The sequence below is a fragment of the Pseudomonas sp. EA_65y_Pfl2_P74 genome, assembly GCF_963970575.1.
GTDB classification, from domain to species: Bacteria; Pseudomonadota; Gammaproteobacteria; order Pseudomonadales; family Pseudomonadaceae; genus Aquipseudomonas; species Aquipseudomonas baetica_A.
Genome location: NZ_CAXAOQ010000026.1, coordinates 22,057 through 37,094 on the forward strand (window position 1 = coordinate 22,057; position 15,038 = coordinate 37,094).

Consider the following 15,038-nt stretch of genomic DNA (forward strand, 5'->3'; position numbering starts at 1 on the left):
TTCGGTGGCAGTCACGACGCCTTCACGAGCAAGCCCGCTCCCGCATTGTCCGTGTCGCACACGCATCTCGTGAACACCACCAACCTGTGTGGGAGCGGGCTTGCTCGCGAAGAGGCCTGCGGCCTCAGCGCATGACTCAGGGCTGGAAAGCGCCGATAAAGATCGCCGGATCGACCCGCGCATCATTCAGGCTGACATTCCAGTGCATGTGCGGCCCGGTCGCCCGGCCGGTCGCCCCCACCTTGCCCACCACGCCGCCACGGGCCAATTGATCGCCAACCTTCACATCAATTTTCGACATATGGCAGAACATGCTGATAAAGCCCTGCCCATGGTCGACAAACACAGTGTTGCCGTTGAAGAAATAGTTGCCGATCAGGATCACCTTGCCTGCCGCCGGGGTCTTGATCGGCGTGCCTGCCGGCACCGCAAAATCTAGGCCCGCGTGGGGGTTGCGTTCTTCACCATTAAAGAAGCGGCGCACACCGAACTTGCTCGACAGTGGCCCGTTGACCGGTTTGTCCAGCAGCAGATTGCTCGGCGTGTTCGGGCTAAAGCTGCGGTAAGCCTTGATCTGTTCGGCCAGTTCACCCTGTATGCGCTTGAGGTTGGCCGGGTTTGGATTGACTTGCTGAGTGTTCTTCAGGGTGATGCGTTGTTCCGGGTATTTTTTGTTACCGACGGTGAACGGCAGATTGCGTCCGCCGCTGCTGATCTGTTGCGCGCCGGGCTTGACCGTCAGCGGCACACCGACGATCGCCAGCCAGTTGTTCTGTTCCTTGACCACCAGTACCGGTTTGCCTTGATAAGTAGCTTTAGGCGCTTGGCTCGATACGCCCAGATCAACCACGGCGACGCCGCCCGGCACCGGTTTGTTCAGCATCCGGGTGATGTAACTGTCGGCGTGGGCATTGAAAGTCAGGCACAGGAGCAACAGTGGAGCCAAAAAACGCGGCATGGATCAGTCCAGTAAAGAGAGGGTGACAGGCGTCAGATGATTGTCTTCGACGCGCACTTGCAGTTCGCCTTCGCCCAGTTTGGCTTTCAGGCGCTGGCCGGTATGGGTTTGCGCCGCGTTGCGAATCGCGTTGCCGCGCTCGTCGAGCAAAATGCTGTAACCGCGGCCGAGGGTCGCCAATGGGCTGACCACATGCAGTGTCTGCATTTGGCTGTGCAGTTGCAGGCGACGGCTTTTCAGGCCTTCACGCATCGCGCGTGGCAGACGCTCGGCGAGGCTATCGAGACGCTGGCGCAACATTGCCAGTTGCCGCCCCGGATGTTGCCCGGCGAGGCGGGTTTGCAGGCGGATCAGGCGTTCTCGACGGGTATTCAAGCTGCGTTCGAACGCCCGGCGCAGGCGCATGTCCAGATCATCCAGGCGCTGAGCCTGCTGGCGCAGACGTTCGCCGGGATGGCGCAGGCGACGCGCCATGCCTTCCAGTCGCAGGCGATCACGCATCAAACGGTCACGCATACGCATCACCAAGCGGCGATGCAGGCTTTCGACCTGACGGATCAGATGGCTGGAATCGGGGGCGAGCAATTCGGCGGCCGCGGACGGCGTCGGTGCCCGCACGTCGGCAACAAAGTCGCTGATCGACACGTCGGTTTCATGGCCGACCGCGCTGACAATCGGTGTGACACAGGCATCGACCGCACGGGCCACGGCTTCTTCGTTGAAGCACCAGAGGTCTTCCAGCGAACCACCGCCGCGAGCGAGGATCAGTGCGTCAAAACCACGGGCATCGGCCATTTTCAAAGCACGGACAATCTGCGCGGTGGCTTCGCGACCCTGCACGGCGGTGGGAATCAATGTCAGTTGGACCTGCGGCGCACGGCGGCGGAACACACTGATAATGTCGCGGATGACCGCGCCGGTCGGCGAACTGATGATGCCGATGCGTTGCGGATGCGCTGGCAGCGGTACTTTGCGTTCAGCGCTGAACAGGCCTTCGGCGCTGAGTTTTTCTTTCAGCGCATCGAAGGCCAGTCGCAGTGCACCGTCACCGGCCGGCTCAACCGTGTCGAGAATCAACTGATAGTCGCCACGGCCTTCGAACAGCGAGACCTTGCCGCGCACCTTGACTGCCAAGCCATCCTTCAACGCTTGACGCACCCGCGCCGCGTTCTGCCGGAACAGCGCGCAACGCACCTGCGCGCCACTGTCCTTGAGGGTGAAATAGATGTGGCCGGACGCCGGGCGGGCGAGGTTGGAAATTTCGCCTTCGACCCAGATATTGCTGAACACGTCTTCCAGCAACACCCGCGCGCGGCCGTTGAGCTGGCTGACAGTCAGGACTTCACGGTCCAGGCCGAGTCTTGCAAAGGGGTCTTTAATCATGGGGCGCAGTTTAAAGGCATTCGCCTGCCAATCACCACATGTCCACTCGGCACTTGACCGGATTTCGTCAGGGCTTAAGCTGCCGGCCTTTAGGGCGTCTTCGCGGGCAACCCGCTCCCTCAAGGTATCTCTGCTGTACACGCGATGTGTGAACGATGGAGGCCTCTGTGGAGCGACCTTGCCGGCGCAGGCGTCAGAAGCCACACCGCAGGTTTTTCCATGAATTCGCAAAGCATCATTGTCCCGAAAATCTCCACCCTGCCGGTCCACGAACCCCGGGCCCGGGCGATCGTGCGCTGGCTGGTGCGCAAGAACATCATCAAGGAAGAACTGACGACCTGTGGCCGCACCGGTAACCGCATGGCTTACGCCATTGCCGATGGCGCGCGGGCCGTGGTGTTGCACCCGCAGGCGTTGCCGTTCGGTGAGCCGATCAACGGGTTGGAGATTGTCACTAAACGCTGCATCTACACCCCGGCCAAGGGCTTTCTCGAAGAGGCCGGTTGCGCCGAGTGCCGTCGTGAGGTCGGCGAAGCGTTGTTCGAAAGCCTCGAAGACTGGATGCCGGGGCGCACCGACAACTTCACCTGCCCGGAATGCGGCCATGAAGATGACATCAACGGTTTCCTGTATTTGCAGGAATGTGCGTTTTCCAACCTTGGTTTCATCTTCAACAACTGGCTGGAAGCAGGGTTCAAGCAAAGCTTTATCGATGAGTTTGCTGATTGGCTCGATCAACCTGTCTCTTGGGTCAAGGTGGAGCTGTAGCGGCGGGGATCTCCGTATATCAGCAACATTGATATTAAGCGGAGTTTTACATTGAACAGCGGGGGGTGTCTGACTATAATGGCGCGCTTCCATTTTCCCGCTCGGGAGCCCCCGCGATGCTGCGTATCAGCCAAGAAGCTCTGACATTCGACGACATTCTACTAGTGCCTGGTTATTCCGAGGTGCTTCCTAACGAAGTCAGTCTCAAGACCCGCCTTACCCGTGGCATCGAGCTGAATATTCCTCTGGTTTCTGCCGCCATGGACACCGTCACTGAAGCCCGTCTGGCAATTGCCATGGCTCAGGAAGGTGGCATCGGCATTATCCACAAGAACATGACCATCGAGCAGCAAGCTGCCGAAGTTCGCAAGGTCAAGAAGTTCGAAGCCGGCGTCGTCAAGGATCCAATCACCATCGAGGCCGATGCCACGGTTCGTGATCTGTTTGAATTGACCCGCATGCACAACATTTCCGGCGTTCCGGTACTGCACGATGGCGACCTGGTCGGCATCGTCACTTCCCGTGACGTGCGCTTTGAAAACCGCCTGGATGCCACCGTCCGCGAAGTGATGACGCCTAAAGAGCGTCTGGTCACGGTCAAGGAAGGCGCCGACAAGAACGACGTGCGTGAACTGCTGCACAAACACCGCATTGAGCGCGTACTGATCGTCGACGACAAATTTGCCCTCAAAGGCATGATGACGGTCAACGACATCGAAAAAGCCAAAGCCTACCCGCTGGCCAGCAAGGACGATCAAGGTCGTCTGCGCGTTGGTGCTGCTGTCGGCACCGGTAAAGACACCGGTGATCGTGTCGCTGCGCTGGTCAATGCCGGTGTGGACGTGGTAGTGGTCGACACCGCTCACGGTCACTCCAAAGGCGTGATCGACCGCGTTCGCTGGGTCAAATCGAATTTCCCTGAAGTGCAGGTGATTGGCGGCAACATCGCCACCGGCGCAGCCGCCAAGGCCCTGGCCGAAGCGGGTGCCGACGCCGTCAAGGTCGGTATCGGCCCTGGCTCGATCTGCACCACCCGTATCGTCGCCGGTGTCGGCGTCCCGCAAATCAGTGCCATCGCCAACGTTGCCGCAGCCCTTGAAGGCACCGGCGTACCGTTGATCGCCGACGGCGGCATCCGTTTCTCCGGTGACCTGTCCAAGGCCATCGTAGCCGGTGCCTCCTGCGTGATGATGGGCTCGATGTTCGCCGGTACTGAAGAAGCGCCGGGCGAGATCGAACTGTTCCAGGGCCGTTCGTACAAGGCTTATCGTGGCATGGGGTCGCTGGGCGCCATGTCCCAGGCTCAGGGCTCCTCCGACCGTTACTTCCAGGACTCCTCGGCAGGCGCCGAGAAACTCGTTCCGGAAGGCATCGAAGGCCGGGTTCCTTACAAAGGCACCTTGAGCGCGATCATTCACCAGTTGATGGGCGGTCTGCGTTCCTCGATGGGCTACACCGGTAGCGCCAACATCGAAGAGATGCGTACCAGGCCTGAGTTCGTGCGGATCACCGGCGCTGGCATGGCCGAATCCCACGTTCACGACGTGCAGATCACCAAGGAAGCGCCAAACTACCGCGTAGGTTGAGCCTTCAAGCAACAAGCTAAGCAACCGGGGCTGTTTTATTCAGCCCCGAGTTGTTTCTGAATCACGACTGTTTCTGAATGACTTAGACGAGACTGAATCATGGCCCTCGATATTCACGCTCACCGCATCCTGATCCTCGACTTCGGTTCGCAATATACCCAACTGATTGCCCGCCGCGTGCGCGAGATCGGTGTGTACTGCGAACTGCACCCGTTCGACATGGACGAGGATGCGATTCGCGAATTCGCTCCGAAAGGCGTCATCCTCGCCGGCGGCCCCGAGTCCGTGCACGAAGCCAACAGCCCGCGCTGCCCACAAGCTGTGTTTGACCTGGGCGTACCGGTCTTCGGTATCTGCTACGGCATGCAGACCATGGCCGAGCAACTGGGCGGCAAGGTTGAAGGTTCCGAACTGCGTGAGTTCGGTTACGCCCGCGTTGATGTGGTCGGCAAGAGCCGCCTGCTCGACGGCATCGAAGACCACATCGACGCCGACGGCCTGTTCGGCCTCGACGTATGGATGAGCCACGGTGACAAGGTCACCAGGATGCCGGAAGACTTCCACATCCTGGCCAGCACCCCGAGCTGCCCGATCGCCGGCATGTTCAACGACGACCGTGGCTACTATGGCGTGCAGTTCCACCCGGAAGTGACCCACACCAAACAGGGCGGCCGCATCCTGTCGCGTTTCGTTCTCGACATCTGCGGTTGCGAAGCCCTGTGGACGCCATCGAAGATCGCTGAAGATGCCATCGCCAACATCCGCGCACAGGTCGGCACCGACAACGTGCTGCTGGGGCTGTCCGGCGGTGTTGACTCCTCGGTGGTTGCGGCGCTGCTGCACAAAGCCATCGGCGATCAGCTGACCTGCGTGTTCGTCGACAACGGCCTGCTGCGTCTGCACGAAGGCGAGCAAGTGATGGCCATGTTCGCCGAGAACATGGGCGTCAAAGTGATCCGCGCCAATGCTGAGGACCAGTTCCTCAACAACCTGGCCGGCGAAGCGGATCCTGAGAAGAAGCGCAAGATCATCGGTCGCACGTTCATTGATGTATTTGATGCCGAATCCTGCAAGCTGGATAACATCAAGTACCTCGCTCAGGGCACCATCTACCCGGACGTGATCGAGTCGGCTGGCGCGAAAAGCGGCAAGGCGCACGTGATCAAGTCGCACCACAACGTGGGCGGTCTGCCGGAAGAGATGAACCTGAAACTGGTCGAGCCACTGCGCGAACTGTTCAAGGACGAAGTCCGTCGTCTGGGCCTGGAACTGGGCCTGCCGTACGACATGGTCTACCGTCACCCGTTCCCGGGCCCGGGCCTTGGCGTACGCATCCTCGGTGAAGTGAAAAAGGAATACGCCGACCTGCTGCGTCGTGCCGACCACATCTTCATTGAAGAACTGCGCAAGGCCGACTGGTACCACAAAGTCAGCCAGGCGTTCGTGGTGTTCCAGCCCGTGAAATCGGTTGGCGTGGTCGGCGATGGCCGTCGTTACGCCTGGGTCGTGGCCCTGCGTGCCGTGGAAACCATCGACTTCATGACCGCGCGTTGGGCACACCTGCCTTACGAACTGTTGGAAACCGTTTCCGGCCGCATCATCAATGAAATCGAAGGTATTTCGCGCGTTACTTACGACGTGTCGAGCAAGCCGCCGGCGACGATTGAGTGGGAATGATCCTGCTGCACTTCGATGCTTGCATTGAGTGACAGAAAACCCCTGGCCCAGGCCAGGGGTTTTTCGTTTCTGACGTGGATGTCAGTCAGGGAGACTGCTCTGTAGCGCCAGCCCCATCTCTGTCAGTCGTAGCGACATTTCCTCGATGTTGGCGAACTTGACGTCGTTCACCCGAGTCCATGCGGGACGATGCAGGGAAATGCCGCCGTCGGCTAGATTCGCCACAGGCGTACGCACGAGCATGCCTTGCTTGCTACGGTGCAACACGGTGTAAGTGTCTGCGGTTTTCTGGATCATATACATGCCACGCCTGTGCAGCAGGTTCTCCAGTGTCTCCTCATTCCAGGCCACCGGTTCGGCTGGCATTCGCAGGCGAAAGTCAGCGCGAAGAACATCGTCAGTCTGTGTCGCTGCACCATTTGAAAATGATCCTCGACGCACTTCGATACCCGGGTCGGCGTCGACTTGCAGGGTGTCAACCATTCCGGCTTCCTCGATGCGCAAACCGATAGCGCCCTTTATTTCGCTGAGACCAGGCAGACCTCTCAGTGTGTTGGTGTTTTGCACACCGGTCAGCGCGATCCATTTTTTCGGGCTGTTGAGGTAGGTGTCACCCGTCATGATGTCGCTTGCCAGATAGGTGCCCATCATTTGTTCGTCATAGGGCGAAAGCGGTGACTTCATTTTGTAGCTCGCTGCGCAGTCTATGCCCTGGATGCGCACACCGTTGGCCTTGGCTGCCTTGACCAGTTCCAGCGCATTGAATCGCCCCGTAGGATCGGTGCCCAGGCTGCTCAGGTAGGTTCGTAACTCTGCCGACAGGCTGCCGGATGTGAAGTAGCGGTTCAATTCCACTTGAGCGAAGTCACTGAGCACGCCACGCAGGTAAAGGGTTTTGGCGTGCCTGGCCAGCGCTGGCATGTGTTCGATCATGAAGCGCATGCTGGCAATTCGGTTCAGCGTTTCACCCACTACCAGTCCGGGTGCAGATTCAAAGATGCGATCAATGAACTCTGAAATTGAAATCGGCGTACTGATGGCGGTCATGGCGGGCCGGGGAGGCGGGGTGATCCACGGAAGATTGCTGAAAAATTTTCTCGCGCCGGCCTGCAGCAGTTTGCGCTTGCCCACGGCATACAATTCAAAGGGGTCGTGCATGCTGAAGCTACCGTCGGCATTTGGCATCAGTTGGGCATGGGTTTCGGTCAGGTTCAGTGCCCAGGCTCTTATCGAACTGCGCACAGTCGGTTCGATATCGTAGGCAGAGTTCACTATGCGCAGTGGGCGTGATACCGGAGTATGTGATTCGACCTGCGGTTGAGCGGTTGCCTCAGGCCCGGTCGGTTCAAGGGGGGCGAGCGGAATATCGGGAACGCAGGTTTTTCCCATGCATTGGCCGCCGCCGTTGAGGCGCAACGACTGCATTCGCTCCCACTCGCCAGCGGCATTCAGACGTACCGGCAAGGAATGAATAAACTGATTGGGTCTGTCCGGGTCCACGATAGCCCAATAGCCGCCTTCGCTATAGTCGCCGAAATAGCGCACATAGTACGGGTTGTCATTTATCAGAATGGCGTAAGGCGGATCGCTGTCGAGTCGAAAGATGCCTTGGAACTGTCCGGGTTCGGTCTGCATATCCAGGCCGTCGAGCAGTTCGTTGCACATGTATTTGTCAGGAATCGGCGGCGCTAGAGCGCTTTGCGCCGGGGTCGACCCGGACGCTTCAGGGCCAGGAGCAATAACGTCTGGCTCGACCGCAACGATGAGTTCCTGTTGTCCGACCCGCGGATCCGTCAGCTCCGGTGCCGACGTGGACGCGGTCAGCTCGGCCATTTCTGCTGCCTCGGCCGCTTCCACCTCGGCTCCCACCTCCAGCATCGAGCCGGTGCCCTTGAGGAAGGGAACGTTAAACAGCGCGTCAATCCCGCTCAGCACTGCACCCAGTACGCCTGCGTGACGATCACGGGCGGTTGTGCCGTTGACCGCCTGATCGATGTTCAGCCCCATGCTGACGATGCTGGCGCCAATGACCGGCAGTGCGACCGGCCAGCCTACAGCGGCCATCGGGCCAAAAACCTTGAGGCCGGCGCTCAGATACCCGATCCATAGTTTTTTGCGCAGGTCGCCATTGGAGGTCAGGGACAGGCTGGCTTCGGCAAACATTGCGTTGCGGGTCGAATCACGCAACCAACTGAACGCATCACCACTGATCGCCAGGTTGTGCCGATTGATCAGGTGGTGATCGGTACGGCCCCAGGTGCTGACCAGACGATTCATCAAATCGGTGATGTTCTCGGTCATCTGCTGACGTTCGGCGAGTGGAAAGTGATTGAGCAGATTCTTGCGTCGCGTGTCGTGATTCATCTGCTCTAGAACCCACCAATGCATGTCCGCTGAGGTTTCCAGCACTACGAACGTCAGGACCTCACCGGGCAGATAGAGAATCTGCCGACCAACCGGATCGACAATGCGCAGCAGGTTGCTGGCCGTATGGCCGTCGATATCGAACGCACGCACCTCATTGCCCGCCGCATGAGGCGTTTGTAGCGTTGAGAGGTTCATCGGCCAGGTGACAGGCCCGATCACCGAATCGACGATCCACTGGAAATCCGTACCGGTCAATTGCCCGACTTCCAGTGCCTGCACGGCTCGGCTGAGGAAGTTGCACTTGGCCAGCGTGCGGAAATCATCGGCGTGCGTGTTCCAGAAAGCCGTCAACCTGTCGTTGTATCGCGTGCTGAAGTCGATATCCCAAAAAGTGTTGAGCACCTCGTTGCCGTGCAGACGCACTTCGTTGCGGTGGTCGAAATTTTCGGTCTGGGGCCCATCCTTGTAGAAACCGGCGTAGAGATCCAGCAGATCGGCGTTGTCCTGGTCGGTGGCGCGAAAACGATGAATCACCAGTTGGGTGAGGGTCATCGATTCGTAGGGTTTTTCGCGCACGTGCTCCCAGCCGGTAAATGACCGGGTGCTGCTCTGGGCGGCCTTGAATCGATGAAAATAGACCTGATCCGGGTCAAGATTCGCTAGACCTTTTTCTTGTAACAGATGACGGGCGGCTTCATGTGCCGTGTCGTGCAGGCCCGGACAATTTTGCACGATGGCCGTGGCCATTGCCTTGAGGGCCGCTTTATCTGCCGCATTGGGCTGAGGACGTTGTACGGGGGCGTTCATGCTGTCTCCATCCATGAGAAACGAAGGCCGAGCATGGCCGATTCGCTCAAGGGGAGTGCACTACCTATGTACCGCACATTGCCGTCGAAAACGTGCTGCGGTCAGCGCCGTGCCACGTCGGAGAAGTAGAACTTGTCCAGCGTGTGCCGGGACTCGGTGTACTCGAACTGCCGACCGTCCTGGAGGAAAGTCTGGTTGCTGACCACGATCACATGGCTTTGCTCATCGAGATCAAGGTGCAACTGATCATCCTTGCTGCGCGGCACCGCCTCGATGGTGCGTTGGGCGTAGGCGATCTGCAGCTGCAAGGTCTGTTCGATGTAGGCGTAAATCGACTGCTTGGCGATATCGAGGGACAGGCCTGGAATCACCTCGGTAACGAAATGGTTGATGTCGAGAATCACCCGTTTGCCGTCGATGCGCCGCACCCGTTTGACTCGCGTGATGGGGCTGCCGGGCTCGGCGTTGATGTGTTCGAGCAGAGCACCTTCCAGTGTGATTTGCGTCAGTTCGACGACTTCGGTGCTGACGTCGTTGCCCAGTCGCGGATAGGTTTCCTGGAAGCTGACGATGCCGCCGAGCTGGAACTCGATCGGGTTGGTCGACAGCACGAACGTACCTTTGCCATGGATCTTCTGGGCGAAACCGCGCTCCTGAAGTTGCTCGATGGCCTTGCGTACGGTGCCGCGGCTGGCCTGATAGCTGTCCATCAGTTCGGTTTCCGAAGGCAGACGGGCGCCGCGTTCCAGGCGTTCAGTCGTGATGCTGGCCAGCAGATCGCTATAGATCCGGTTGTATTTGCTCATGGGTAGGCTGCTCTGTGCCGACTGTGCTCAAAACGTCGAACCTTAAGGGCAGGGTAGGGCTTTGTCCATGTGGGGAATGGAAATCACCCAAGGGTAGGGTAGGAAAATTCGCTGCCGATCTGACGGGAATATGCAAAAACAAACTCGTCTGTACGAGTTGTTGCATTAACTCGTACAGACGAGTATTTTTCGCTTCGGCGTGCTGCCAATAACAACAATTCACGGTGGAAGAACAAGCATGAGCCATGACTATCCGAACATCGCCAGCGAGTTGCTGCAAAGCCTCGGTGGCAGCGACAACCTCGAACAAGCCGCGCATTGCGTCACGCGCTTGCGTCTGGCCCTGAAGAATCCCGGCCTGGTCGACAGCGCCACGCTCAACCAGATCGATCTGGTCAAAGGGTCGTTCTTCACCGGTGGCCTGTATCAGGTGGTGATCGGTCCGGGTGAAGTGGAAAAGGTCTACGCCGAATTGCGCCGACAGACCGGTCTCGCCGCAGCGACCATCGCCGACGTTAAACAGAAAAGTGTCGAGAAGATCAACGCCATGCAACGTCTGGTGCGGGTGTTTTCCGATGTGTTCATGCCCATCCTTCCGGCGCTGATCATTGCCGGTCTGCTGATGGGCATCAACAACCTGCTGGGTGCCAAGGGCATGTTCATCGAAGGGCAGACCCTGCTGGATGCCTACCCGAAACTCGACGGGCTCTGGAGCCTGATCAATCTGATGGCGAACACCTCGTTTGTGTTTTTGCCGGCGCTGGTGGGCTGGTCGGCGGCCAAGCGTTTTGGCGGCAGTGAAATCCTCGGCATTGTGCTCGGCCTGATGCTGGTTCATCCGGACCTGCTCAACGCCTGGAACTACGGCAAGGCCGTGGCCGGGCTGGACGGCCAGCAAATGCCGTACTTCGACATCCTTGGTCTTTTTCAAATAGAGAAAGTCGGCTATCAGGGGCAGATCCTGCCGATATTGCTGGCCGCCTATGTCATGAGCGTCATCGAAAAATGGCTGCGGGCGCGCGTGCCCAACGCGGTGCAGTTGCTGGTGGTGCCGATCACCACCATCGTCGTCACCGGCGTGCTGGCGCTGGCCGTGATCGGCCCGGTGACGCGCCACATCGGCATCCTCATCACCGAAGGCGTGGTCATGCTGTTTGACCTGGCACCGATGGTCGGCGGGGCGATATTCGGACTGCTGTACGCGCCACTGGTCATCACCGGCATGCACCACATGTTTCTCGCGGTCGATCTGCAATTGATCTCGACCCAAGGCGGCACCTTCATCTGGCCGATGATTGTCATGTCGAACCTCGCCCAAGGCAGTGCTGCGCTGGCGGTGTTCTATATGACGCGCAACGCGCGGGACAAGAGCATGGCGTCGACCTCGGCGATTTCCGCGTATTTCGGTATCACTGAACCGGCCATGTTCGGGGTCAATCTGCGCTACAAGTTTCCGTTCTATGCCGCACTGACGGGGTCGGCAATGGGCTGCATCTTCCTGTCGCTGAACAAGGTTCAGGCATCGGCCATCGGCGTCGGAGGCCTGCCCGGTTTCATCTCGATCATTCCGCAGTTCATCCCGATGTTTGTGATCGGGATGGTCATCGCCATGGTTGTTCCGTTTGTTTTGACCTGTGCACTGAGCATGAAGATTGTCCGGCCTGGATATCGGGTTGCCTGACGCTTCCATTTATTGAAGGAATTGAGCCATGCAAGACTGGCAACGTTCGGTGATCTACCAGATCTACCCGAAGAGTTTTTACAGCCACGCAGGCAACCCGACAGGTGATTTGCTCGGGATCGTGGCCAAGCTCGATTACCTGCATTGGCTGGGTGTCGATTATTTGTGGATCACCCCATTCCTGCGCTCGCCGCAACGGGACAACGGCTACGACATCAGCGATTACTACGCGATCGACCCGAGTTACGGCAGCATGGCCGATTGCGAGTTACTGATCGCCGAAGCCGGCAAGCGCGGGATCAAGCTGATGCTCGATATCGTGGTCAACCACACTTCGATCGAACACGTCTGGTTCCAGCAGGCGCGCAGCAGTCTCGACAATCCCTATCGCGACTTCTATATCTGGCGCGATCAGCCGAACAACTGGGAGTCCAAGTTTGGTGGTTCTGCCTGGGAGTACGAAGCCCAGACTGGCCAATACTTCCTGCACCTGTTTGACCACACCCAGGCTGATCTGAATTGGGATAACCCCAAGGTGCGCGCCGAAGTGTTCAAGATGATGCGCTTCTGGCGGGACAAGGGCGTGGGTGGTTTCCGTCTGGACGTCATCAATCTGATCTCCAAACCGGCAGATTTTCCCGAGGACAACAGCGACGGCCGACGCTTCTATACCGATGGCCCGAACGTCCACGAGTACTTGCAGCAGATGCACCGCGAAGTCTTCGAAGGGCACGACCTGATCAACGTCGGCGAGATGTCGTCCACCCGCCTGGAACACTGCATTCGTTACTCGAATCCGCAATCAAAAGAACTGTCGATGACCTTCAACTTTCATCACTTGAAAGTCGATTATCCGAACCTGCAAAAGTGGGTTCACGCTGAATTCGATTTCCTGCAGCTCAAGCAGATTCTGTCTGACTGGCAGACCGGCATGCAGGCCGGTGGTGGCTGGAACGCGCTGTTCTGGTGTAACCACGATCAGCCGCGCGTGGTTTCGCGTTTCGGCGACGACGGCGAGTATCGGGAACTCTCGGCGAAGATGCTCGGCACCGCGCTGCACTGCCTGCAGGGCACGCCGTTCGTGTATCAGGGCGAAGAACTGGGGATGACCAATCCGGGTTTCGAGCATATCGATCAGTACCGCGATGTCGAAACGCTGAACATCTTCCGGCTCAAGCGTGAAGCGGGAGCCAGTGATGTCGAGAACATGGCGGCGATCATGCAGAAGTCCCGTGACAACGGGCGCACGCCGATGCATTGGAACGCCGAGCCCAATGCCGGTTTCAGCCGTGGCGAGCCGTGGATCGGGGTGCCGGCCAATGCCGCGCACATCAACGTCGCCAACCAGCGCGATGACCCGGAGTCGGTGCTGCATCACTACCGCCATTTGATTGCGTTACGGCGCACAGAGGCGTTGATCTCAGAGGGCGTCTATCGACAGTTGCTGCCCGAGCACAAGCAGGTCTGGGCCTACCTGCGCGAAGGGACGGGGGAGCGCCTGCTGGTGGTGAACAATTTCTATGGCACACCGTGTGACGTCGAACTGCCGATAGAGATCGACGAGTCGCTGAGCCAGCGGTTGTTGATAAGTAATTATCCGCACTGTCCATTGCGCAATCGACGGGTGAGTTTGCGACCTTACGAATCGTTCGCCCTGCATCTGATCGACCCTGACACCTAACCAAAAACAGTGTTTCAAAAAACACGCAGAACCCTGCGCGGGAGAGTTTTGCGCGCCGATTTCATGCAATCACACAACAAAAATAATGGGGTGGCTTATGAAAACAACAATAAATCGTAGCCTTGCAGTCGCAGGTTTTTGCCTGGCGTTACCACAAACATCACAAGCGCTGGAGTTCGGCGGTTACTTGCGCAGTGGCGTCGGCAGCTCGACCCAGGGCGGTGGCCAATCGTGTTTCCAGTTGCCGGGCGCGCAGACCAAATACCGTTTGGGCAACGAGTGCGAACAGTATGGCGAGCTTGAGCTACGCCAGGATTTGTACACCCTCGACGACGGCTCGGTGCTTAGCGTTGATGGCATGGCCTCGCTGTACAACCGCTACGACCGCCGGCCCACGTTCAAGGACGACAACGGCTCGATTCGCCTGCCGCAGGCCTACGCACAGTGGTCGAACCTGCCCGCGCTCAATGGCGGTTCACTCTGGGCGGGCCGCCGCTACTACAAGCGTAATGACATCCACATTTCCGATTTCTACTACTGGAACCAGAGCGCTACGGGCGGCGGGATCGAGGATGTGTTGATCGGCGACCTGAAATACAGCTACGCCTTTTCGCGCAAGGACAACCTGTACCAAAAGGACTACATCAACCGGCACGACTTCAACGTGGCCGGTTTCAATACCAACCCGGGCGGTCAGCTTGAGTTCGGCTTGAGTTATATCGACAAGCCCGATAGCCGTGACGCCCACCGTGGTTGGGCAATCACCACTCAGCATGTGCAGAAGGACTTTCTGGGCGGCAAGAACAAACTGGCCCTGCAATATGGTGAAGGCCCCGGCACCGGGCTGGGCTACACCGGCAACGTCAAACTGGACGACAGCAATAAAAGTTATCGGATCGTCGAGTTTTTCGACTGGCAGGTAACGCCACGTTTCGGCGGGCAGTTCGAGGCGGTGTATCAGAAAGACATTCGCCCGGACGGTGCTGACCAGAACTGGGTTTCTCTGGGCGTGCGCCCGACTTATGCGTTCACCGAACAGTTCAAACTGGTGACGGAACTGGGCCACGATCAAGTCGAAGCGCCGGGCGGCACGCGCAAGCTGAGCAAGTTCACCGTTGCCCCGACCTGGTCACCCAAGGGCCCGGAGTTCTGGGCGCGCCCTGAGGTGCGTCTGTATTACACGTACGCCACCTGGAACGAGGCCGCCAAACGTGCGGCCAATGAACTGGCCCAAGGTTCGGCGCTGTCCGACACCGGTGCCTTCGGCAGTGCACGCCACGGTGCGAACGTCGGATTGCAGGTCGAATACTGGTGGAAATAAGCG

10 protein-coding genes are annotated in these 15,038 nt (G+C 58.7%); 6 read left to right on the forward strand and 4 right to left on the reverse strand.

Annotation, left to right across the window (positions count from 1 at the left end; all coding sequences use genetic code 11):
* Positions 1–136: 136 nt before the first annotated feature.
* Both AACY18_RS20090 and xseA read right to left on the reverse strand, forming a co-directional pair.
* Positions 137–958, reverse strand: a complete 822-nt coding sequence (locus AACY18_RS20090; protein ID WP_339465873.1) for a peptidoglycan DD-metalloendopeptidase family protein — start codon at positions 956–958, stop codon at positions 137–139.
* A gap of 3 nt (positions 959–961) precedes the next feature.
* Positions 962–2,341: an exodeoxyribonuclease VII large subunit gene (gene xseA, locus AACY18_RS20095; RefSeq protein ID WP_339465874.1), complete on the reverse strand. Its 1,380-nt coding sequence runs from the start codon at positions 2,339–2,341 to the stop codon at positions 962–964.
* A 219-nt stretch (positions 2,342–2,560) separates the two neighbouring features.
* On the opposite strand from xseA, the gene AACY18_RS20100 reads away from it, so the two are divergent.
* The 3 genes from AACY18_RS20100 (at position 2,561) to guaA (ending at position 6,372) form a co-directional block, all read left to right on the forward strand.
* Positions 2,561–3,109, forward strand: coding sequence for a sugar ABC transporter ATPase (locus AACY18_RS20100; RefSeq protein WP_339432837.1), 549 nt, complete (start codon positions 2,561–2,563; stop codon positions 3,107–3,109).
* A 116-nt stretch (positions 3,110–3,225) separates the two neighbouring features.
* A complete protein-coding gene (gene guaB / locus AACY18_RS20105; RefSeq protein ID WP_339465875.1) occupies positions 3,226–4,695 on the forward strand; it encodes an IMP dehydrogenase in 1,470 nt (489 codons plus the stop codon).
* Positions 4,696–4,794: 99 nt separating this feature from the next.
* Positions 4,795–6,372: a glutamine-hydrolyzing GMP synthase gene (guaA, locus tag AACY18_RS20110; RefSeq protein ID WP_339432839.1), complete on the forward strand. Its 1,578-nt coding sequence runs from the start codon at positions 4,795–4,797 to the stop codon at positions 6,370–6,372.
* Between the two features lie 81 nt (positions 6,373–6,453).
* Here the strand turns inward: guaA and AACY18_RS20115 are convergent, their stop codons facing one another.
* Entirely contained in the window at positions 6,454–9,546 is a 3,093-nt protein-coding gene (locus AACY18_RS20115; RefSeq protein WP_339465876.1) for a membrane-targeted effector domain-containing toxin, read from the reverse strand.
* A 101-nt stretch (positions 9,547–9,647) separates the two neighbouring features.
* Complete coding sequence (gene treR / locus AACY18_RS20120; RefSeq protein WP_339432841.1) at positions 9,648–10,352, reverse strand: trehalose operon repressor; 705 nt, start codon at positions 10,350–10,352, stop codon at positions 9,648–9,650.
* A 238-nt stretch (positions 10,353–10,590) separates the two neighbouring features.
* Between treR and treP the strand changes: the two genes are divergently transcribed.
* The 3 genes from treP (at position 10,591) to AACY18_RS20135 (ending at position 15,035) form a co-directional block, all read left to right on the forward strand.
* The gene (gene treP / locus AACY18_RS20125) at positions 10,591–12,033 is read left to right on the forward strand and encodes a PTS system trehalose-specific EIIBC component (protein ID WP_339432842.1); all 1,443 of its coding nucleotides are present in this window, start codon (positions 10,591–10,593) and stop codon (positions 12,031–12,033) included.
* Between the two features lie 28 nt (positions 12,034–12,061).
* Positions 12,062–13,714, forward strand: a complete 1,653-nt coding sequence (gene treC / locus AACY18_RS20130; RefSeq protein ID WP_339432843.1) for an alpha,alpha-phosphotrehalase — start codon at positions 12,062–12,064, stop codon at positions 13,712–13,714.
* Between the two features lie 97 nt (positions 13,715–13,811).
* Positions 13,812–15,035: a maltoporin gene (locus AACY18_RS20135; RefSeq protein ID WP_339432844.1), complete on the forward strand. Its 1,224-nt coding sequence runs from the start codon at positions 13,812–13,814 to the stop codon at positions 15,033–15,035.
* The last annotated feature ends 3 nt before the right edge of the window (positions 15,036–15,038 follow it).